Source organism: Citrobacter sp. LST-B2 (assembly GCF_057983045.1).
The window spans coordinates 3,447,046-3,468,951 of record NZ_CP192598.1 but is presented as its reverse complement, the minus strand read 5'-3'; the positions used below and the strand labels follow the sequence as shown (position 1 = coordinate 3,468,951).

At 52.0% G+C, this 21,906-nt stretch carries 17 protein-coding genes and 1 pseudogene; 8 read left to right on the top strand and 10 right to left on the bottom strand.

The window, feature by feature from the left end; genetic code table 11:
- Nucleotides 1-26: 26 nt before the first annotated feature.
- The 3 genes from ptsH to cysZ form a co-directional block, all read right to left on the bottom strand.
- On the bottom strand, nucleotides 27-284 hold the full coding sequence (ptsH, locus tag ACQ0PY_RS16790) for a phosphocarrier protein Hpr (protein WP_000487600.1): 258 nt from the start codon (nucleotides 282-284) through the stop codon (nucleotides 27-29).
- A gap of 382 nt (nucleotides 285-666) precedes the next feature.
- Nucleotides 667-1,638, bottom strand: a complete 972-nt coding sequence (gene cysK / locus ACQ0PY_RS16785) for a cysteine synthase A (RefSeq protein ID WP_042999909.1) — start codon at nucleotides 1,636-1,638, stop codon at nucleotides 667-669.
- A 163-nt stretch (nucleotides 1,639-1,801) separates the two neighbouring features.
- On the bottom strand, nucleotides 1,802-2,563 hold the full coding sequence (cysZ, locus tag ACQ0PY_RS16780) for a sulfate transporter CysZ (RefSeq protein ID WP_044258382.1): 762 nt from the start codon (nucleotides 2,561-2,563) through the stop codon (nucleotides 1,802-1,804).
- Between the two features lie 230 nt (nucleotides 2,564-2,793).
- Between cysZ and zipA the strand changes: the two genes are divergently transcribed.
- The 3 genes from zipA to ACQ0PY_RS16765 all read left to right on the top strand — a co-directional run bounded on the left by zipA (nucleotide 2,794) and on the right by ACQ0PY_RS16765 (nucleotide 6,139).
- Nucleotides 2,794-3,831 (top strand): cell division protein ZipA, encoded by a 1,038-nt coding sequence (gene zipA / locus ACQ0PY_RS16775; RefSeq protein ID WP_042999911.1) that lies wholly within the window; start codon nucleotides 2,794-2,796, stop codon nucleotides 3,829-3,831.
- Nucleotides 3,832-3,903: 72 nt separating this feature from the next.
- A complete protein-coding gene (gene ligA / locus ACQ0PY_RS16770) occupies nucleotides 3,904-5,919 on the top strand; it encodes an NAD-dependent DNA ligase LigA (protein WP_042999912.1) in 2,016 nt (671 codons plus the stop codon).
- 1 nt (nucleotide 5,920) lies between these two features.
- Nucleotides 5,921-6,139, top strand: a complete 219-nt coding sequence (locus ACQ0PY_RS16765) for a DUF3820 family protein (protein ID WP_042317684.1) — start codon at nucleotides 5,921-5,923, stop codon at nucleotides 6,137-6,139.
- Here ACQ0PY_RS16765 and ACQ0PY_RS16760 read toward each other — a convergent pair.
- Nucleotides 6,136-7,134, bottom strand: coding sequence for a bile acid:sodium symporter family protein (locus ACQ0PY_RS16760; RefSeq protein ID WP_042999913.1), 999 nt, complete (start codon nucleotides 7,132-7,134; stop codon nucleotides 6,136-6,138). The two genes, ACQ0PY_RS16765 and ACQ0PY_RS16760, sit on opposite strands and share 4 nt — an antisense overlap.
- Nucleotides 7,135-7,223: 89 nt before the next feature.
- Here ACQ0PY_RS16760 and ACQ0PY_RS16755 point away from each other — a divergent pair, with 89 nt between their 5' ends.
- Nucleotides 7,224-8,150 carry a LysR family transcriptional regulator gene (locus ACQ0PY_RS16755; RefSeq protein ID WP_109740455.1) on the top strand — a complete coding sequence of 309 codons (927 nt, stop codon included), beginning with the start codon at nucleotides 7,224-7,226 and terminating at the stop codon, nucleotides 8,148-8,150.
- On the opposite strand, the gene ACQ0PY_RS16750 is transcribed toward ACQ0PY_RS16755, so the two are convergent.
- The gene (locus tag ACQ0PY_RS16750; protein WP_042999915.1) at nucleotides 8,141-8,482 is read right to left on the bottom strand and encodes a FlxA-like family protein; all 342 of its coding nucleotides are present in this window, start codon (nucleotides 8,480-8,482) and stop codon (nucleotides 8,141-8,143) included. The two genes, ACQ0PY_RS16755 and ACQ0PY_RS16750, sit on opposite strands and share 10 nt — an antisense overlap.
- A gap of 236 nt (nucleotides 8,483-8,718) precedes the next feature.
- On the opposite strand from ACQ0PY_RS16750, the gene xapA reads away from it, so the two are divergent.
- The 4 genes from xapA to ACQ0PY_RS16730 all read left to right on the top strand — a co-directional run bounded on the left by xapA (nucleotide 8,719) and on the right by ACQ0PY_RS16730 (nucleotide 12,786).
- On the top strand, nucleotides 8,719-9,552 hold the full coding sequence (xapA, locus tag ACQ0PY_RS16745) for a xanthosine phosphorylase (protein ID WP_042999916.1): 834 nt from the start codon (nucleotides 8,719-8,721) through the stop codon (nucleotides 9,550-9,552).
- 64 nt (nucleotides 9,553-9,616) lie between these two features.
- Nucleotides 9,617-10,873, top strand: coding sequence for a nucleoside permease (locus ACQ0PY_RS16740; RefSeq protein WP_109740454.1), 1,257 nt, complete (start codon nucleotides 9,617-9,619; stop codon nucleotides 10,871-10,873).
- 98 nt (nucleotides 10,874-10,971) lie between these two features.
- Nucleotides 10,972-11,856 (top strand): LysR family transcriptional regulator, encoded by an 885-nt coding sequence (locus ACQ0PY_RS16735; protein WP_044268272.1) that lies wholly within the window; start codon nucleotides 10,972-10,974, stop codon nucleotides 11,854-11,856.
- Between the two features lie 288 nt (nucleotides 11,857-12,144).
- Nucleotides 12,145-12,786 (top strand): hypothetical protein, encoded by a 642-nt coding sequence (locus ACQ0PY_RS16730; protein WP_224788338.1) that lies wholly within the window; start codon nucleotides 12,145-12,147, stop codon nucleotides 12,784-12,786.
- Between the two features lie 83 nt (nucleotides 12,787-12,869).
- Here the strand turns inward: ACQ0PY_RS16730 and ACQ0PY_RS16725 are convergent, their stop codons facing one another.
- From ACQ0PY_RS16725 to ACQ0PY_RS16705, 5 genes and pseudogenes are all read right to left on the bottom strand, one after another.
- Nucleotides 12,870-13,100: a hypothetical protein gene (locus ACQ0PY_RS16725; protein WP_054176584.1), complete on the bottom strand. Its 231-nt coding sequence runs from the start codon at nucleotides 13,098-13,100 to the stop codon at nucleotides 12,870-12,872.
- A gap of 1,375 nt (nucleotides 13,101-14,475) precedes the next feature.
- A pseudogene (locus ACQ0PY_RS16720) lies at nucleotides 14,476-14,754 on the bottom strand (RHS repeat-associated core domain-containing protein); the annotation flags it as partial.
- A 102-nt stretch (nucleotides 14,755-14,856) separates the two neighbouring features.
- On the bottom strand, nucleotides 14,857-15,276 hold the full coding sequence (locus ACQ0PY_RS16715; RefSeq protein ID WP_082010100.1) for a hypothetical protein: 420 nt from the start codon (nucleotides 15,274-15,276) through the stop codon (nucleotides 14,857-14,859).
- A gap of 7 nt (nucleotides 15,277-15,283) precedes the next feature.
- Entirely contained in the window at nucleotides 15,284-19,453 is a 4,170-nt protein-coding gene (locus ACQ0PY_RS16710) for an RHS element core protein (RefSeq protein WP_109740453.1), read from the bottom strand.
- Nucleotides 19,454-19,523: 70 nt separating this feature from the next.
- Nucleotides 19,524-21,638: a type VI secretion system Vgr family protein gene (locus ACQ0PY_RS16705; RefSeq protein WP_099433010.1), complete on the bottom strand. Its 2,115-nt coding sequence runs from the start codon at nucleotides 21,636-21,638 to the stop codon at nucleotides 19,524-19,526.
- Nucleotides 21,639-21,906: the final 268 nt, after the last annotated feature.

The following is a 21,906-nucleotide window of genomic DNA, read 5'->3' as shown; positions in this document are numbered from 1 at the left end:
TGATTTTTAAAAGAACCCGGAAAAACTTATTCCAGTTCCGCCATCAGCTTGACCAGATGTTCTACGGCTTTCTGCTCGTCTTCACCTTCTGCAGAGATGGTCACGACGGTACCCTGAGTCAGACCCAGAGTTTGCAGTTTAAACAGGCTTTTCGCGCTGGCGCTTTTGCCGTTGGAAGTCACAGTAATCTCAGAAGTGAAGCCTTTCGCTTCTTTAACAAACTGAGCAGCAGGGCGGGTGTGCAGACCGTTCGGAGCGGTAATGGTAACTTCTTGCTGGAACATTGTATTTCCCCAACTTATAGGTTTAGTGTTGTGGAACTAAAGTCTAGCCTGGCGGTTTGACTTTAGCCTGTATTGTTAGCGCCGGCGTAAACGGGCGCGACACACCAGGTGTTTTACGCCATCCGTTGCTGTCAACCTCTGGCCGCTGACGTTTCGCTCGTCATTAAACATTATGCCGCTAAATCAATACTTGAACCAAATCATAAAATCGATTCAGCTAGCAGTTTTCCTGTAACGATTAATTTCGCGCTTCAAAATAATTAATCAGGTTAAATACCAGACCTGGCGGGGTGAAGCAATGGCAGGTGGGGTGAAAGTTTGAAGCAGGCCACAAAAAAGCACCTGAAAAGGTGCTTTTTTACGCGTTTTTAACATGCTGGCATTACTGTTGCAATTCTTTCTCTGTGAAGAGATCGGCAAACAGTGCAGTGCTCAAATAACGCTCACCCGATGACGGTAGGATAACCACAATATTCTTATTGGTAAAGGTTTCATCTTCCTGAAGCTTAAGCGCGGCAGCCACTGCGGCTCCGGAGGAGATACCGGCAAGAATGCCTTCCTCTTCCATTAGGCGGCGGGCGGTGGAGATCGCCTCTTCGTTGGTGATGGCGACCACTTTGTCGATCAGTTTCAGATCCAGGTTACCCGGAATGAAACCGGCGCCGATACCCTGAATTTTGTGCGGACCTGGCTTCAGCTCTTCGCCTGCCAGCGCCTGAGCGATGACCGGGGAATCCGTTGGCTCAACGGCAACGGTAATCAGGTCGGTTTTGCCTTTGGTGCCTTTAATATAGCGGGTGACGCCGGTTAGCGTCCCGCCAGTCCCCACGCCGGAGATGAAAACGTCAACCTGGCCGTCGGTATCTTCCCAGATTTCCGGACCGGTGGTTTTTTCGTGGATTTCTGGGTTTGCCGGGTTGCTGAACTGCTGAAGCAACAGATATTTCGCCGGATCGCTGGCGACAATCTCTTCTGCTTTCTGAATGGCGCCTTTCATGCCTTTTGCACCTTCGGTCAGCACCAGGTTGGCACCCAGCGCTTTCAGCAGTTTACGACGTTCGATACTCATGGTTTCCGGCATGGTCAGCGTCAGTTTGTAACCACGTGCCGCCGCGACATAGGCCAGCGCGATACCCGTGTTGCCGCTGGTGGGTTCGACCAGCTCGACGCCCGGTTTAAGCACGCCGCGTTTTTCAGCATCCCAAATCATATTGGCACCGATACGGCATTTCACGCTGAAGCTCGGGTTACGTGATTCCACCTTCGCCAGAATGCGTCCGTTACCGATACGGTTCAGTCGAACCAGCGGCGTATGACCGATAGTCAGCGAGTTGTCTTCAAAAATCTTACTCATGGCCTGTCCTTAACTGTATGAAATTGGGATACCTTCCCAGCATACCCTTCAGACGAATATGGGGAAGTAAGGATTTCGCATATCTATATGCTATGAAGAAATAATGGGTATCAGTATGGAATAAGAGGCGTTATAAACAACCTCTTATTTACACAAACTTTCGTTATTTCCATAACGCGTGCTTAGCACGATAGCAATCCACCCACATCGCCGTGGCGCCACAGACTGCCACTGGCATGATGAAGAGATTAAGAACCGGGATCAGGGTAAACAGGCTGGTGAGCGAACCAAACTGCATATTGGTGACCTTACGGCTGCGCAGAGCAGTGCGCATCTCTTTAAACGGCACTTTATGGTTGTCAAAAGGGTAATCGCAATACTGAATGGCCAGCATCCAGGCGCTGAACAGGAACCACAGTACGGGGGCGACGGTTTGCCCGATGCCGGGAATAAAGTAAAGGATCAGCAGTACGATGGCGCGTGGCAGATACCAGGCCAGCTTTTGCCATTCGCGTTTCATAATCCGCGGCACATCTTTCATGATCCCCAGAATGCCCGTGTCCGGCGGCGTTGCGCCGGTGAGTCGCGCTTCCAGTTGCTCCGCCAGCAGCCCGTTAAACGGCGCGGCAATCCAGTTGGCCAGGGTCGAGAAAAAATAGCCAAACACCAGCAGCACAGAGATGACCGCGACAGGCCACAGCAGATAGCTCAGCCATTGCAGCCAGTCCGGGACGTGACTCATAAGCGACGGGATCCAGACATCCAGCTGTGTGAACAGCCACCAGAACGCACTGCCCATTAGCAGGATGTTGACCAATAGCGGTAAAATGACATAGCGACGGATCCCTGGTTGCGAAACCAGTTTCCATCCCTGAGCAAAGTAGTAAAAACCGCTGCGTGGCGCAGTGACAGATGATGACACCATAGTCAGGACATGCTCCTTTTCGTATAAGTCCTAAGCGAACACGGGTATCTTACCGGGTTATCGCACACAGAACAGTTCGGAAATGTTCGAAAAAACAGCAAAAAGCACGATTTCGTTCATCTTTATGCTGTGAAAGCTAAGAGTACACTTGCACTTGACGTAATCGGCAAATACTCTTAGTGAGTAAATGTTTGCCGTGGTGGCAAGGTGTTAGAACAACAGAGAATATAATGATGCAGGATTTGCGTCTGATATTAATCATTGTTGGCGCGATCGCCATAATCGCTTTACTGGTACATGGTTTCTGGACCAGCCGTAAAGAACGATCTTCTATGTTCCGCGATCGTCCACTGAAACGCATGAAATCAAAACGCGACGACGACTCGTATGACGATGATGTCGAAGCAGACGAAGGCGTGGGTGAAGTTCGTGTTCACCGCGTGAATCATGCCCCTGGCAACCCGCAGGAGCATGAAGCTCCTCGCCAGTCGCCGCAACACCAGTACCAGCCGCCTTATGCGTCGGCACAACCGCGTCAGCCGGTTCAGCCATCGTCTGAAGTGCCGGTACAGCCGCAGCATGCCCAGCGTCCGCCGCAGCAGCCGGTACACCAGCCACAGCCTGCGCCGCAGCAATCCGCTCAGCCGCAGCCGGTGCATCAGCCTGCGCCACAGCAACCTGTGCATCAGCCGCAGCCGGTTCAACAACAGCCCGCCGCGCCGCAGATTCAGCCCGTTCAGCCGACTGCACCGCAGCCGTCGCCACAGGCTTTCCAGCCTGCAGAACCCGTGGTCGAGCCACAGCCTGAGCCCGTCGTTGAAGAAGCACCAGCCCCGGAAAAGCCTCAGCGTAAAGAAGCGGTGATCATCATGAACGTCGCCGCCCATCATGGCAGCGAGCTTAACGGTGAAGTGCTGCTCAATAGCATTCAGCAGGCCGGATTCAAGTTTGGCGACATGAATATTTTCCATCGTCATCTGAGTCCGGATGGCAGCGGCCCGGCGTTATTCAGCCTGGCGAATATGGTTAACCCGGGTACGTTTGATCCAGAAATGGTCGACTTCACCACGCCGGGCGTGACCATCTTTATGCAGGTGCCGTCTTACGGCGATGAACTGCAGAACTTCAAACTGATGCTGCAATCCGCACAGCATATTGCCGATGAAGTCGGTGGTGTGGTGCTCGACGATCAGCGTCGGATGATGACGCCGCAAAAATTGCGTGAGTATCAGGACCGTATCCGCGAAGTGAAAGACGCGAACGCCTGATACACTCAAGGCACGACAACTTCCTTTCTGAACCCCCGCCTGTCGGGGGTTTTTTATCATTGATGGTGCGATATGGAATCAATCGAACAACAACTGACCGAACTGCGAACCACGCTTCGCCATCATGAGTATCTTTACCATGTGATGGATGCGCCGGAAATCCCCGATGCAGAATATGACCGCCTGATGCGTGAGCTGCGTGAACTGGAAGCGCAACACCCGGAGCTGATTACTCCGGACTCTCCGACCCAGCGCGTGGGCGCTGCGCCGCTTGCGTCTTTCAGCCAGATTCGTCATGAAGTGCCGATGTTGTCGCTGGACAACGTCTTTGATGAGGAGAGTTTCCTGGCGTTTAACAAGCGCGTGCAGGACCGTCTTAAGAGTAGCGACAAGCTCACCTGGTGCTGTGAGCTGAAACTGGACGGTCTGGCGGTCAGCATTCTCTATGAAAACGGGGTGCTGGTGAGTGCAGCGACGCGTGGTGATGGTACGACCGGTGAGGACATTACCTCAAACGTGCGGACTATTCGCGCCATTCCGCTGAAACTCCACGGCGATAACATTCCGACGCGTCTGGAAGTGCGAGGCGAAGTTTTCCTGCCGCAGGCGGGTTTTGAAAAGATCAATGAAGATGCTCGCCGCACGGGCGGAAAGCTGTTTGCTAACCCGCGAAATGCGGCAGCGGGCTCGCTGCGCCAGCTCGATCCGCGTATCACCGCGAAGCGACCACTCACTTTCTTCTGCTATGGCGTTGGCGTGCTGGAAGGCGGCGAACTGCCTGATACTCATCTGGGGCGTCTGCTGCAATTCAAAGCATGGGGGTTGCCGGTCAGCGATCGCGTGACGCTGTGTGACTCGCCGGAAGCGGTGCTGGCGTTTTACCACAAGGTGGAAGAGGACCGTCCGACGCTGGGTTTCGACATCGATGGGGTGGTGATTAAGGTCAACTCGATGGCGCTACAGGAGCAACTGGGTTTCGTCGCACGTGCGCCGCGCTGGGCGGTGGCCTTTAAATTCCCGGCGCAGGAACAGATGACCTTTGTTCGTGACGTGGAGTTCCAGGTCGGACGCACCGGAGCAATTACTCCCGTTGCGCGTCTTGAACCGGTACAGGTCGCGGGTGTGCTGGTGAGTAACGCCACGCTGCATAATGCCGATGAAATCGAACGTCTTGGCCTGCGCATTGGCGATAAGGTGGTAATTCGCCGTGCTGGCGATGTTATTCCGCAGGTGGTCAACGTGGTGCTTTCCGAACGTCCGGACGACACGCGTCCGGTAGCATTTCCGACGCATTGCCCGGTATGCGGTTCAGACGTTGAGCGCGTGGAAGGTGAAGCGGTTGCTCGCTGTACCGGCGGTTTGATTTGCGGCGCGCAGCGTAAAGAATCGCTCAAGCATTTCGTATCTCGTCGGGCGATGGACGTGGATGGGATGGGCGACAAAATTATCGACCAACTGGTCGAGAAAGAGTATGTCCACACGCCGGCGGACCTGTTTCGGCTGACAGCCGGGAAACTGACCGGTCTCGACCGAATGGGGCCGAAGTCGGCGCAAAACGTGGTGGAGGCGCTGGAAAAATCGAAATCGACCACCTTTGCGCGCTTCCTGTATGCACTCGGTATCCGGGAAGTTGGAGAGGCTACGGCCGCCGGTCTGGCCGCTTACTTCGGTACTCTGGAAGCGCTGGAAGCGGCGTCTATTGACGAGCTGCAAAAAGTCCCCGATGTGGGCATTGTGGTCGCCACCCATGTGTTCAATTTCTTTGCTGAAGAGAGCAATCGCGAAGTCATCGGGCAACTGCTGGCGGAAGGCATTCACTGGCCTGCACCGGTAGTGATCAATGCGGAAGAGATTGACAGTCCATTTGCCGGGAAAACGGTAGTGCTGACGGGAAGCCTGAGCCAGATGTCGCGCGATGATGCTAAAGCGCGGCTGGTGGAGCTCGGTGCGAAAGTGGCGGGCAGCGTCTCGAAGAAGACCGATCTGGTTATTGCTGGCGAAGCGGCCGGTTCCAAACTGGCAAAAGCGCAGGAGCTGGGGATTGCAGTGATTGACGAAGCGGAAATGCTCCGCCTGCTGGGTGTCTGAGATGGAGAAAGAGCAGCTCGTTGAGATTGCCAACACGGTGATGCCGTTTGGTAAATATAAAGGGCGTCGGCTGATCGATGTGCCAGAAGAGTATCTGCTGTGGTTTGCCCGCAAGGATGAGTTTCCGGCGGGTAAACTGGGCGAGCTGATGCAAATTACGCTGCTAATCAAAACCGAAGGGCTGAGCCAGCTGGTTCAGCCCCTGAAGCGCCCGCTTTAAGCTTTGGCGGCGCGGCTGTCCTGCTGCGCCTGTAACTGTTCGGTCTGGCGCTTATAGCGGCGCGCCAATACCGCACAGACCATCAACTGAATCTGGTGGAAGATCATCAGCGGCAGCACCATCATCCCAATGACGGACGTCGGGAAAAGGATGTTGGCCATGGGGACGCCGTTTGCCAGACTCTTTTTCGACCCGCAGAAAACAATCGTGATTTCGTCGGCTTTGTTGAAGCCGCATTTGCGCGCCACAACGATGTTTACAGCAATCACGATGGCGAGCAACACGATGCTGACCACGACGATAAACAGCAGCGATCCCCAGCCCACTTTGTGCCAGATCCCGTTCACGACGGCTTCGCTGAAGGCGGAATAAACCACCAGCAAAATTGACGTTTGATCAGTTTTCGCAATCCATTTTTTATTTCGTGCGACCCACTTGCCGATCCACGGGCGGGAAAGGTGCCCGAGCACAAACGGCAACAGCAGTTGCAGCATGATTTTCCCGACCTGCTCCAGACTGCCTTCTGCGCCATGAATATTCATCACCAGACCAACCAACAGCGGGGAGAGGAAAATCCCCAGCAGGCTGGAGGCCGAGGCTGAGCAGACCGCCGCCGCAACGTTACCGCCCGCCAGCGAGGTAAAGGCAATCGCCGACTGTACCGTAGCGGGCAAAATGCACAGATACAGAAAGCCGGTGTACAGCATCGGATCAACGTTGATCGGCGCCCACCAGGCAAACAATACGCCGAGCACCGGGAACAGAATGAAGGTGCTACACATCACCCACAGGTGTAACCGCCAGTGACTGCCGCCCGCGATAATGGCTTCGCGCGAAAGCTTTGCTCCGTGCATAAAGAACAGGAGCGCGATGGCCGCGGTGGTGATGCCTTCAACAACAGGCACAAAATCTCCCTCAGCGGGGAAAAATGAGGCCAGCAGGACGACCGTAATCAGGGTCAGCGTAAACGGATCGAGGATACGAAAAATATTCATAAATACTCCAGGAATTCGGTGTCCTTATTTTGCGTTTTTCATTTTGAGAAATAAAATTGATTTATTGCATCTATATATGAATCGAATCGATGAATTATTCACTGCGTCAACTTCGGGTGTTTGTCACTGTAGCCCAGGAAAAAAGTTTTAGCCGTGCAGGCGAGTGCATTGGCCTGAGTCAGTCGGCAGTGAGCCACAGTATTAAAGAGCTAGAGCGCCAGACGGGCGTTAAACTGCTGGATCGCACGACGCGAGAAGTGGTGCTGACGGACGCCGGTCAACAACTGGCGGGTCGTCTGGAGCGACTGCTGGATGAACTACACATCACGCTGCGTGAAGCGGGTAGGGTGGGCACGCAACTCACCGGGACGGTCCGCGTGGCGGCAAGCCAGACGATCTCCGCCCATCTCATTCCGCAGTGCATTGCGCAAAGTAACTTGCGCTATCCGGCGATCGATTTTGTCCTGCACGATCGACCGCAGCAGTGGGTACTGGAGAGTATCCGCCAGGGAGAAGTGGATTTTGGTATTGTGATTGATCCGGGGGCGGTGAGCGATCTGCAATGTGAAGCTGTGCTCTCCGAACCTTTTCTCCTGCTTTGCCATGAGTCACACTCGCTGGCGACACGGGAATGGGTGAACTGGCAGGATCTCCGGGAGGAACGACTGGTCTTACAGGATTATGCATCGGGGAGTCGACCGCTCATTGACGCGGCGCTCGCGCACTTTGCGATAGAGGCCAATATTGTGCAGGAGATTGGTCATCCGGCGACGCTGTTTCCGATGGTAGAAGCGGGAATAGGTATCAGTATTCTGCCTGCGCTGGCCTTACCGTTGCCGCAGGGGAGCCACTTGCAGGTGAAGCGACTGACGCCGGTGGTGGAGCGGCAACTGATGCTGGCGCGTCGCAAGAATCGCTCGCTGTCGACAGCCGCCCATGCGCTGTGGGAAGTGGTCCGCACCCAGGCGAATGCATTAACAAATTTACGTGCGCAGGATCCGCTTTATCAGATATAAACATCAATCTGATGGTCGTCGGAAGGATGATTAACGCCTTGCGCGTTTACCTGGGCTTGTTCCTGCTTTTGCTGAGCTTCTTCGGCCTGCTGGTGCTGTAACTGCGCCAGTTGTGCCTGCAACACTTTGATCTGTGTCTGGAGCATTTCTTGTTGTTTTTTCTTCTCTTCCGCGCTGCCAGTGCTATCCGGCACCTCTTTGAGCTTCTGCGTCAGTTGGGTGATTTTCTCCACAATCTGGGCGATCTGCGCGGCGGTACTGTTACCTGAAGCGGTTTTTGCGCTACTCCCGCCGCTTTGAACGGAAGGGGTTGAGACGTTGATGGTGGTCATCGTGGTTTCCTTTTGCCATTAAACCTACGATATCGGCATAGAAAGACAGACCTTCAGTGCATCCTCCTATTTCTGGCAGGGACAATTAGCCTTCATTCGCGCCTGCCGGGCCCAGGATTGATATACATTTGCTATCGATCATCCGGGAAAACTGTATTGGTAATCGATTGCGTACTCTCGCTATAACCATTACCTCCCTCACTCAATGAGTGACTAGCTGATTATAAGGACATCTCATGACCGACTCCCACTTTTCCCAGAATCCCTGGAACAGCGCTGATATTATCCGCGGCTATAAACCTGACTTCACGCCGCGCGTCGCTTTTATCCTTGGATCGGGTTTAGGCGCGCTGGCCGAGCAGATAGAAGATGCGGTGGCGATCTCTTACGAGAAGCTGCCAGGGTTCCCGGTGAGTACCGTTCACGGGCATGCCGGCGAGTTAGTGCTCGGTCATCTGGCCGGGGTTCCGGTCGCCTGTATGAAAGGACGCGGGCACTTCTACGAGGGTCGCGGCATGACCGTGATGACCGACGCTATTCGCACAATGAAGCTACTGGGTTGCGAACTGCTGTTCTGCACCAATGCGGCAGGGTCTCTGCGTCCGGAAGTGGGGCCAGGGAGTCTGGTGGCGCTGAGTGACCATATCAACACCATGCCGGGAACGCCGATGGTTGGACCGAACGACGAACGCTTTGGTGAGCGTTTCTTCTCGCTGGCGAATGCCTATGATGCCGATTATCGTGCGATTTTACAGACCGTAGCTGCCGACGAGGGTTTTACGCTGAGCGAAGGCGTATTTGTTTCTTATCCGGGACCTAACTTTGAGACGGCCGCGGAGATTCGCATGATGCAGATTATTGGCGGCGATGTGGTGGGGATGTCGGTGGTACCTGAAGTTATCACCGCCCGCCACTGCGGACTGAAAGTGGTTGCCGTGTCGGCGATCACCAATCTGGCGGAAGGGCTGGGGGATGTGAAGCTCTCGCACGCGCAAACCCTGGCGGCGGCTGAACTTTCACGTCAGAACTTTATCGACCTGATTTGCGGGTTCCTGCGTAAACTGGCCTGAAACCGATAATAATAATGACCCCGCCAGCAGGCGGGGTTCGTACTCTACGGCAAGGAAGAAAAAAATGGGTATTGCGTCCCGATTAAAGATCATGTCGTTTATGCAATATTTTATCTGGGGAAGCTGGCTGGTCACCCTGGGTTCATACATGATTAACACCCTTCATTTTACCGGTGCCAACGTGGGTATGGTGTACAGCTCAAAAGGGCTGGCGGCGATTATTATGCCCGGCATTATGGGGATTATTGCGGACAAATGGCTGCGGGCAGAGCGTGCTTATATGCTTTGTCATCTGCTCTGTGCGGGCGCACTGCTCTACGCGACGACGGTGACCGATCCGGACACCATGTTCTGGGTGATGTTGATCAACGCAATGGCCTTCATGCCGACGATTTCGCTTTCCAACAGTGTCTCTTATTCCTGTCTGGCGCAATCAGGGCAGGATCCGGTGACGGCATTTCCGCCTATTCGCGTTTTTGGCACGATTGGTTTTATCGTTGCGATGTGGACCGTCAGCCTGATGGGCCTGGAGCTGAGCAATGCGCAACTGTACATTGCGTCTGGCGCATCGCTGCTGCTGGCTGCCTACGCACTCACGCTGCCGAAAATTCCGGTCGCCGAGAAGAAAGCGAGCGCGTCGTTTGCCAGTAAGCTGGGGCTGGATGCGTTCGTGCTGTTTAAAAATCCGCGGATGGCGATTTTCTTTCTGTTTGCCATGATGCTGGGTGCAGTGCTGCAAATTACCAACGTTTTTGGTAACCCCTTCTTGCACGACTTTGCCCGCGATCCGCAGTTTGCCGACAGTTTTGTGGTGAAATACCCGTCCATCTTACTCTCTGTCTCGCAGATGGCGGAAGTCGGCTTTATTCTGACTATCCCGTTCTTCCTCAAACGCTTTGGCATCAAAACGGTCATGCTGATGAGCATGCTGGCGTGGACATTGCGCTTTGGCTTCTTTGCCTTTGGCGACCCGTCTCCACTCGGATTTGTTCTGCTGCTGATGTCGATGATCGTCTACGGTTGCGCATTCGATTTCTTCAACATTTCAGGCTCGGTCTTCGTTGAACAGGAAGTGGATTCGAAAATTCGTGCCAGTGCGCAGGGGCTGTTTATGACGATGGTCAATGGCGTCGGCGCGTGGGTTGGCTCCATCCTGAGCGGTATGGCGGTGGATTACTTCTCAGTGGTTGGCGTGAAGGACTGGCAAACTATCTGGCTGGTCTTTGCGGCGTATGCCCTGGTGCTGGCGGTGATTTTTGCGCTGTGCTTTAAGTACAAGCATGAACCTGAAAAGCAGGCACAGCCCTCGCTAGCCCGTTAATCCCCCTTTGCGGCGGGCATATGTTGCCCGTCGTTCCTGTTCTGCGACGCAATGTGGTAATTTGGCGCATCAGTCCTCTCCCCAGGAGCGCATTACCCATGGAACGCACGCCTCGTATCGATCTCAAGTTACTGCGTTATTTTCTTGCTGTCGCCGAAGAGTTACATTTTGGACGCGCCGCCGCTCGTCTGAATATGTCGCAGCCTCCATTGAGTATTCATATTAAAGAGCTGGAACAGGAGCTCGGCACGCTGCTGTTTATCCGCCATTCGCGCAGCGTAGCGTTGACCCATGCAGGGAAAATCCTGATGGAAGAGTCACGACGTCTGCTTTCCAGCGCCAGCCAGGTGTTAGCACGCGTCGAACAGATCGGGCGCGGTGAGGCAGGGCGGATCGAACTGGGCGTGATCGGCACGGCGATGTGGGGAAAAATGCGCCCGGTAATGCGGCGATTCCTGAAGGACAATCCTAACGTTGAGGTGCTGTTTCGTGAAAATATGCCAGCGATGCAGATGGCCATGCTGGAGCGACGTGAACTGGATGCCGGTGTCTGGCGAATGGCGGTTGAGCCAGCGCCTGGGTTTACCAGCCTGCGCTTGCATGAATCCTCTTTTCTGGTGGCGATGCCAGAAGAGCATGCGCTGACTGTGCGGGAGGCCGTACCATTAGAAGCCCTGCGCAATGAATACTTCGTCACCATGCCTTCGATTCACACTGACTGGGCATTCCTGCAACGCGTTTGCCAGAGTGCGGGGTTCTCTCCGATGATCATACGTGAAGTGATGGAACCGCAAACGGTACTGGCGATGATCAGTATGGGAATTGGCATTACGCTGATTGCCGACAGCTACGCGCAGATGAACTGGCCGGGTGTGGTGTTCCGTCCATTAGAAGAGCGTATTCCGGCTGATTTGTACATTGTGTATGACCAGCAACAGGCGACACCCGCACTGGAACACATGATTAATGCCTTAACGGCGTAACGGGTACATCGCGTACTTTTTTGCTTCAACGTACCCGAACCGACCCCCGTTGTGGTGCCAGGACGTCTGGCAGTGGACCAATCATTGTATAGCATCACCAATTGATCCTATGCGGTTGATGGTGACGCTGGGAATATATGTTTGAACCAATTGCCGCAAGGATTATTCACAATTTCGGTAAATGAAAATGTAGCAATGTATATGCTGTAGGTGAAATTTAAATTTGTTCTTTTTTATTGAGTTTTTCCGTTCGGGGCGTATGCTGAAGTAAAATAAAAGGAGGTTGTTATGTGCGAAAGGATATTAAGAAACGCTTCTTTTGATCATGAAGGCACTATTCTGAGAGACTGTCAGGAACTATTCACAGAGCCAGAGTTATCTTCTGGGGCTGATCCTGTATTATTCAGATCGTTAACCTCCGGAGAGTTAAAACTGGCGCAAACTCTATTTAAGAATATCATCAACTACGACAGAGTAAAAATATATTGTGACCGCAATCATTCAAGGTATCAATCTAAAGTAATAACCAATACCAGAAATGGTGAGATTCTTTTGAGTGTAAACGAGTATAAATCTGATTTTTCAGCCGATTATACAAACTTCCATGATTCTGTAAAATATCCTCATTTGTTTATATTTGCCATGTCTTTTGTCTGGCAATATTATCGGCATGACTCTTCTTTTCATGATAATACCTATGCATCAACACGCTGGGATTCATATCATCTAGATGAGCCTCATTTTATTTTTTACTCTATGGAGCAACAGGCGGCAATGATTGCTGATTACTGGTTGCTGAAGAAACATGATTTTATGGAGTATGAAAAATTAAGCAGCTATAAAAAACATGAGCAATTTAATTTTAATATCAGAAAGGAGTTATTGGATAAATACCAATCTATTTTATGGATGCATATTCAAACTATGTAATCATCCTGGCAATTTAATAGGCATTTTGTTGGGACTATTACCTATCTCGTATGCATCCTTACCAAAACGTTCGAAAAACACTCTTATAGTTTTATTACTTTTCCACGCTTGCCACCGTCATCAATAAAATATGTTCCTAAACGCAATTTATCACTATCATCCTTTCTCATTAGAGTAAACTCCTCTACTAATGAATAATGTTTATAGGTTGAGCGATAAGTAAGCACCACCACATTAGAATTAATAACATTACTGGATATTAAATCAGACATTATGAAATCGCCTAGGATTTGTTTTTTTCTTCTCATCAACATAAAAAATCTTCTTTGCTTGTAATTTTCGGGAAATCATTAGCTCCATTTGCATACATATTGGAGAAATCATTTTTATTATATAAACTTTGAAAGTAAACAACCTTTTCTTGAGCCTCGTTTCTTACCTCCGCATACAATCTGTATACCATTATAAGCACTGCTCAATTTCTCATGAGATGCAAACTACCATAAAATCAGCGCTGCTATTATCAATCACCAAGACCACATTAATTTTATCTTTTCCTTAAGTGAATTGAGGAATACATGGATATTAAATTTATTACCTTTACATCATGCTAATCATAATTATCGATATATTGAGGTAGTAAAAAATTTATGCTACCAATCCATAGATTCACAAAGGATATCTGGCGGCAACGATGTTATGCTCTTATCTGTTCGGTGAACAAACTCATTGTGTATTTAAGCATGATACTGGATACGTTGTTTCCCAACAACCTACGGATTGGAGGTATAGCCGAATTCTTATTTTTATTCTCCGGTTCACAGGAGTACATTGTAATTCGAATTCAGGAATTTTTAATAAATTTGCACAGACAGTATATTCCCAACCGCTCAACAATCAAGACTGCCGACAAAAACCAAGCATATAATGCAATATATGGCAATAATGAACCAATTATAATACTCGACCACAAATCATTTATTACAACATGAGGTGATGTTTTTATAGAAACATAAAAAAACTTATCACTGATGAAATATAAGGGGTGATAACACAGAAAACCGCATCCATGAAAATAGTTTTCTTCAAAAAGGACACAATTCCAGAAATCAAAAACAAAACATAAAAAACCGTCAAGTAATCGTAAGTGTAATGATTTAATGTTTTAAACACATATGTCTTCACAATAAAGAAATGAATAATTATTGAGAAAATAAGTAGAGATAGGCGTGCTATTCTCATAATTAACACCGACTAATATGCTGGAGATATAAACCATGAACCCCATGGTTTATTTGGCTTAGGGTAACGGATATTTGACATAGCATCTTTCATTCCCCACGGCGTCTGAATTTTTCCCAGATTTTTAAAAGGGCCAATGCCATTTAAAACACTACTGGAACATGATGCACAAAAAAATGGTGAACATCCACCTTGTTCATCTATAGCCTCTCTAATTTTCCTGTCCTCATCTGGAGTTATTTCGAAACTATAAACGTTCACATCCGAACCATCTTCAAATTGATATTTTAAAAAATTATTCAAATTAGCGTCACTTCCCGAGAAAGTACCACCACTTCCCGAGAAAGTACCACCACTTCCCGATGGTATTCTTTCGGGGGTCATATAAGATCCACCAGGATCATATAATAACTCGTTATCACCACTTCCCATATGCAAACCAACATGACCTATCCCATTATTATTAACAATAACATCCAGGTTATTTAACCCATAGGGATCTATAACTAATACTGGATTCAGCGGATATTTATAAAGGTTCCACCCTCCCTGCAATCCAATCGGATCCTGCGTGATATACCTTCCCTGTGCAGGGTCGTAGTACCGGTGCCGGTTATAGTACAGCCCCGTCTCTTCATCGTATTGTTGCTCCGGCAGGCGAATAAGCTATTCCAGGTTCTGCGGGTTATCTTTTAGCAATAGGTTCCCACGCTCATCAAATTCTGCGAACGAATGATTAGCTGCACTTCCCTATAGGCGCAGTGGAGTTTTTTACTAACTTAACTCTGCCAGGCCAATTTGAACAATCAGCCTGGACTTTCTTTATTCTCATTTCTTACTTTTCGAATGTCGAAGTTTTCTTACTATTAGTGTGCATCCTCCTCCAATCCCACCTAAAGCAGCGCCAGTTGATATGCCTTCAAGAAGCAAAATATAGTCATTTGGTCCTACGCCTGAAAGTAAAAAAGTATACATAACACCTAAAGCTACGACTAATGAAGAATGAAATATACTTTTTTTTTGTATTAAATGGCCAGCAATGCAACCACACCAAAATAACATGGAGTAAGCTATTGCATTTGAAATTTTTATTAGCCAGATGTTTTGGAAAGAATCATTAAAAATATACCACATAATAATTCTAAAAGAGTTCCTCATAAATGCAATTAGATTTATACATATGATATAAGAAAGTGTCAATCCTATTCGTGATGGCAATTCAGAAATCTTGTTTATATATTTATTCATTATGGTTTTACTCAGTCTCTCCGCATAATTTATTCCCTAACTCTGGGGTCGCAACTGTATCCATGAAGCATTCATAACCATTTTTTGAACCGCACGTTAATGCCCTTGAATGAGCTTTTACGAGATTCTCAATGCAATCTGCAGCGGTGTTTACAGGAGCTGATTTACTTCCAATATTTTCGCTAGGGTCAGGTATCCCTTTCCCTGCTTCAATTTCATTCAACGGAAACAAACCGGTTTGAAAAACTTTTGCAGCAACAGACTTTGTGTTATCAAATTGATCCTTACACATTGCATACACATTTATATAATTAGTCCCGAGATGATTACTTCCTTTAACCACATTCCATCCGGAAAATTCCCATTCGGATATAGGTTTTGCAATTGAACCTTCGGCTTCACCTGCTGCATGATTATAAGCCTCTTTCATACCTGGCTGGCTGAGCCAATTGCCTAATCCATCCCAGCCAGATAACCCTAAAGGATCTATTATTTGTATCGGATCCAGCGGATATTGATACAAATTCCAACCTCCCATTAATCCAATCGGATCCTGCGTGATATATCTTCCCTGCTCAGGGTCGTAATACCGGTGCCGGTTATAGTACAACCCCGTCTCTTTATCCCACTGCTGCCCCGGCAGACGGATGAGCTGTTCCAGGTTATGCGGGTTATCTTCCCGCAGCACATTTCCCCATTCATCAAACTTTGCGTGCCACGCAACCCGTCCGTTAATGTCAATCAGCGCCAGCGGCAGTCCCCGGTGGTCGCAGTGGTACAGGTGGATTTTGCGTTCCGGCGTGTATTCCGGCTCCAGCTGATTTTTCATCTGTTCCGGCGTCAGCCCGCACTGTGTCAGCCACTGTTGATTTGCTTCGCTGAGTTCCCCGCGCCGTAGCTCTGCTTCCAGATTATCCACCCTCGCCACCAGTTCCGGCGGGAAGGTCACGTTTGCTTCCTGCTGAAATTTCTCGGCCAGCGTGCGGCGGGTGGCTCTGGTCAGTTCTCCGGTTGCCGTTTCAATACGGATGAGCGGCGTGAAGCTCCCAGGCAGGTACACAGTCTGAATGCGGGTTTCGTCCGTCTGCGTGGTGGTCAGCCGGTTGCCATCCCAGGCGTACCACACGGTTTCCTGCAGCGCTGGCTGTGAACACGAACCATCGTGAAAAACCGTACATGCCCACACCCGTTTGCTGATGCGGCGGCCCGGCGGGTCGTAAAGATAACGACTTTCCGTCAGCACGTTGCCCTGTTGCATCCGGCGGTAGTGCGTCAGCCGGTGCTGGTTATCATAGCGGTAATGATGCACGACGCTGCCGTGCGGGCGTATCCGGCGCTCGTCTTTCTCTGTCAGCCTGCCGTGTTCGTCATAATGGTAAAAATTCTCCACATCCTGGCTGATGCGGTTATCCGGGAAGCGTTCCGGCAGCATCGGGTATTTATCCCGTTGCGCTGTCCGGTTGCCCGCCGGGTCGGTGAACGTCCACTGCGCCAGGTCGTGGTGGGGCGACTGAATGTGTGTGCCGAGGAGCCTCCCGGCGTCGCCGTACTGATAATCCCGCTGCTCATGCTGCCCGCGGATGCGGACCAGCTGTCCGCCGCTGTTCCAGGTGTAGTCACGGTTAAGCTGGTGAATGTTGAGATGATGGCGCTGTAGCTGACCGGCCGGGGTGTATGCCGTGGTCAGGTCGTATTCGCCGAAGCGGCGCTGCGTTTCCCGGTGCAGGCGGTCGCGGGTGAACTCAACAAGCGGCGTGTCGCCGAGCTTCATGCCGGTCAGATAACCGCTGCCGTAAGTGAGCCATTCTACCGGCGGCAGATTATCGGGGATAGTCCGGGTCGCCAGCCCCTTCGTATAATCGTGCCGGGTGATGTGCTGCCACAGCAGCTCTCCCGTTTCGGGATGCTGCACCGTCTGGCGTTCAAGGTTCATCCGTCCCTGTTTATCGTACTCATACTGCACGGCGACGCGGTGGCCGTCGCTGAGATGGCTGACTTCGGCCAGCCAGCCGCGCGCGTTGTACTGCCAGCGTTCTGCCTCCTCGTCATTCACCGTTCGGTATGTCAGCCGGTCTGACGCATCGTAATGCCACAGGGTGATGAGGCTTTCGTCCTCACTGCGGATAAGCTGCCCGGTAATACCGTACTGATAACGCTGTGTTCTGCCGTCAAAGCCCGTTTCCTGTACCAGCCGGTCCAGCACATCATAAGCGAAGGTGGTGTGGCTGCCGTTTTCGTTGTTCAGTTGCGTCACACGGCCTGCGGCATCGTATTCTACCCGGCGAGTCAGGCCGCCAGTGGTGGTGCTCACCGGGTGTCCTGCGGCATCATACTGCGTCTCCGTGCGTACGCCGTCCGGGCCAGTGACCGCCATCAGGTCGCCCGCGATGCTGTACTCATAGCGGGTCTCATGGCCCTGTGCATTTTTCTGGCTGACCAGTCTGCCCCGGTCATCGTAAGCACGGTACTGGCTGAGGCCTTCTTCCTGATGAAGGGCAGTGACCTGACCGAAGCGGTCATATTCGTAACGGGTCTGGTAGCCTGAGCAGTCGGTGAAGGTGAGCAACTGCCCGTAGCGGCTCCACGTCATCTGCTTCCGGCTGCCGGTGGCGTCTTCGGTGGCAGACGGGTATTCGCTGTGCGGGTTGTCATAAAACCAGCGGGTGGTGCTGCCGTCGCGCAGGGTGTCGGCGGTGAGTCTGCCCTGAACGTCGTATTCCTGCCGGTTTTGCAGGCCGTCCGGGTATACGGTGTCCGTCAACTGGCGCTGGCTGTTGTAGTAAAACTCAGTACGCCTGCCGTCTGGCGCGATGATTTCTTTTAACTGGCCGGAGCCGGGACTCAGACGGTATTCCGTCTTACGGCCCGCCGCATCGGTCTGTGCAATAAGTCTGCCAGCCGGGTCGTATTCACTGTGGATGGCGCTGCCATCGGAGCGTTCCTGTCTGACCACCCGTTTCAGCCCGCCTTCGCCTTCGGTGTGCAGCACCTCGCGGCGGTTCAGGCTGTCGGTGATAATGACGCGGTTCTGTTCATACGCATAGGCATAGCTTAAGCCTTCCGGGTTACGCTGTTCCGTTACCCGCCCGGCGATGTCATAGCGATAGCGTATCTCTGGTCTGCCCGCATAACGGTGTGCCACCATGCGTCCCGGATGCGGCGGGTCATACGTAAAATGGCGTACTGCCGTGCCGCTGCGGTCGTATACCGTTGCCAGTTCGCCACGCGGGGAATAGTCGTATCGCGCCAGCGGCGCGGCGGGCAGAATATCCGGGTATTCCGGGTCGTGGGTCAGCCACACGGCCTCAAGACGAATACCGCTGTCTGCGCCGTACGCGGTGGCGGGCAGAGTGTCCGGGAAGGGCAGATGTTTTGTGCCAGCGGCGGCTGTCTGTTTCCGGTACTGTGCGGCCCGCTGCGCCTGCGTGGTCAGCACCAGCCGGAAGCGGCGGCCTGCACCGTCCGTCACGGCGGTGATTTCCCCGGTTGCATCACCGGTAGCGGCACGATGGAAGACCATTCTCCGCCCTAAATTGTCCACCAGAGCCGTCAGCGTCCGGTACGGCGGCAGCGGGGCAGGTAAGGGTTCCTCCGCTCCCGGTACGCGCGCAGACCAGCCCAGGATCCACCACGGCCCCTGTGCGCTGTTGGTTGCCAGATACACGTGTGGACTGGTGCGAATGTCTTCCGGCAACGACTGCCACAGTGTGTGCAGCGGATTGCTTTCATGCAGCACCGGCACGCCGCCCCGCGCCAGCCAGAGCGATTCGCTGCGGCTGAAGGCCGTTTCACCGGGAAACAGCGGCTCGAAATGAATACTGCGCCCGCCGTTGTCGTTGAGTATCAGTTCTTCATCGCGGATTTGTAAGCGGATATCGAAGGGCGCTTTCCAGCCGGGGCCAAAAATACCCACCGGTGCAGGCGTTTTCGTCCGGTAGCTGTTGTAAGTCCTCGAGAGCACAAACGGCAACGGGCCGGGCAGGGCGAAATCGGTTTCGCCGGGCAGCACCTTTGCACCCAGCAACGGATTGACCGGGTTACCGGAAGTCATCCCTCCCGGGCAGACCGAACAGGCCACACCGGTGGGTGCGCCAATCATCACACCCGCTGAGCCCTGGATTATCAGGCCACCCTTCATGGTGCCGTCGCCCTGACGCGCCGCTGGTTTTCCGCTCATAGACAAATCCTTCTGAAATGCTGAATGTACTGTTATCGTTTTACATAAACGCAAATGCGCAGCCGTTGACTCAGTACTTACGCATATCCGGCGGCTGACTGCTGCTTTCTTCCGGCACCTTCGGCGGGGCTTCCGCTGCGCCGCAGTTCCAGTTAATCATCAGCGCGTCGCCACTGAGTGTTTGCACGCCCTGAAGATTAATATCCGTGCCGTTAAGGAAGATTTTGCCGTCCTGCGTCAGCACCAGCCGCGCCTGTCCACAACGCAACTCCAGATGTTCTCCGGCAGAGTACACCGCCACCTTTCCGGCGCTTTCTGTCCGGGTTTTGCCTACCGTGAAGTTGACGTTTTCCCCCACGCTGACGTCATACCCTTTGCCAACTAGCAGGGATTTCTGAATACCGACCTGTGAGGACTGCATCAGCGCCACCGAGGTGTTCATCACCCCACCCACCGTAGTCTGGTATGCCACCCCCACGCTCAGGGCGCGGACAATCCCCACCGTTTCCGCCTGATTCATGCCCACGGTGACACTCTGATTCTGGCCCACGGTCTCTTTCTGGTTCTGCACCACTGTCTGTATCTGGTTTTGCTTCACGGTGATAAGCTGATTACCGCCGATCGTTTCCCGGTGGTTTGCCGTCACGTCAGTGGTGCGGTTATTCAGTACATCGGTGTCCATGTCTTTCTGCGCATGGATATACACCTGCTCCTGCCCGGTCGCATCCTCAAAACGCAGTTCATTAAACCCGCCGCCCTTATAGGTTTTTGAGCGAATGATCATCTGTGTTTTCGTGCCGGGCAGGCTGCCCGGGGAGCGGTTATCGTCGTGATAGGTACGGCCCATAATGATGGGCTGGTCGGGGTCGCCATTGAGAAAGTCCACGATGACCTCCTGACCCACGCGCGGAATGGCCAGATTGCCGAACCCGGCACCCGCCCACGCCTGCGACACCCGTATCCAGCAGGAACTGTCCTCATTGCTTTTATGATAACGGTCCCAGTGAAAGCGCACCCGCACACGACCATGCTCATCGCAGAAGATTTCTTCGCCCGACGGCCCAGTGACAATGGCACTTTGTGGACCATCCACTTTTGGCTTTATCAACGGCTGCGGTCGCCAGGTTCTGTCGGCGGGGATCACTTCAAACTGATTATTCAGCGTGGTGCCCATACCCTGTCCGCCTTTCATCGCCTGTGGCTGTTTTCCCGTCAGAACGCTGCTGACAACCTGCCACTTTTGGTTAAGCGTGTTTACCGGATGCCCGGTAAGTGAGAAGGTTGTGCCCGGCCACAGTAGGGGAGAGTTGCTGATACAGGCGGCGGTTTCCGCATTGTTACGCCAGCCCTCTATCTGGTAGCGGGCGAAATCCTGCCCGTGTTGTTCATCCTTAAAACGCCCCGGCCAGTCAAAGACTTCATACTGCTTCCTCTGTCCGTTCAGATTTTCACCAGAATGTCCGTAATACCCGGGCCACTGCGGCATTTTAAAGGTGTAGTCCTGAGTTTCTACGGAATAGGGGCGGATTTGCGCCTGGTAACTGAAGGTACTGACACTCGGAATGGTAATTTCTAATGAACAGTTTGGATTGAATGGCAGTTCACCGGCATCGGATAATCCGGCAACGTTATCGCATAGCGTCAGTGTCTGCGCCGGGCTGTCAGGAGCAAAACGATCAAAAAAGAAAATACCTTCCTCTGACCACAGCCTGGTAAGAAACGTAAGGTCCGTCTCACCATACTGAACGCAGAATTCTCGCGCCGGGTGGTCTTCATAAAACCAGGGCTTCCAGTCAGTAATGCCGTTCTCCTCCAACAAGGTGGCGGAAATGGTCTGAATGTCCTGTTGCTGGAAGATGCGAAAATTCTGTCGCAGCCCGCTGCGCCAGAGGGGCGGAGTGATAGTCAGGCAGTAGCACATCTGCCAGCCGTTGTACTCTTTCATCCCAAAACGGGTAACGATACCGCTGACATAGCGTTGAGGGGTATTGCCTTGCCAGATGGTCAGAGTGGCATTTTTCTCCAGTAGCTGTTCCGCGGTCTCTCCGAAAGAATCGCTGGCAACATCAATATCCAGCACAAACGGAAATGAGTGGCGCTGCCTCAATACAAAATTCACCACGGCGAAGGTTTTTGGCCCCAGCCCGTCCACGTCCAGCGTAAAACGCAGTCCTTTCAAAGACACAACGACCTCCCCTGATGCAGATAAAAGTATCCTGCGGGAACCGATAGTGCGGCGGAGGATAAAGCGAACCTGGCGACACAATACCGAACGGAATAATAACAACTGTTATTGTATGAAACGGAATACTCTCTTTCGGGACTGTTTTTTTTTGATGGATATCAATGGAATGGACAGACGGGGAAAGTATTTTCCCGAAACGGGCTATATTTTGCGCTATTTATTTTTATTCTGAATTTATATTATTTTTAATATTTACAGCGTGCTTGAT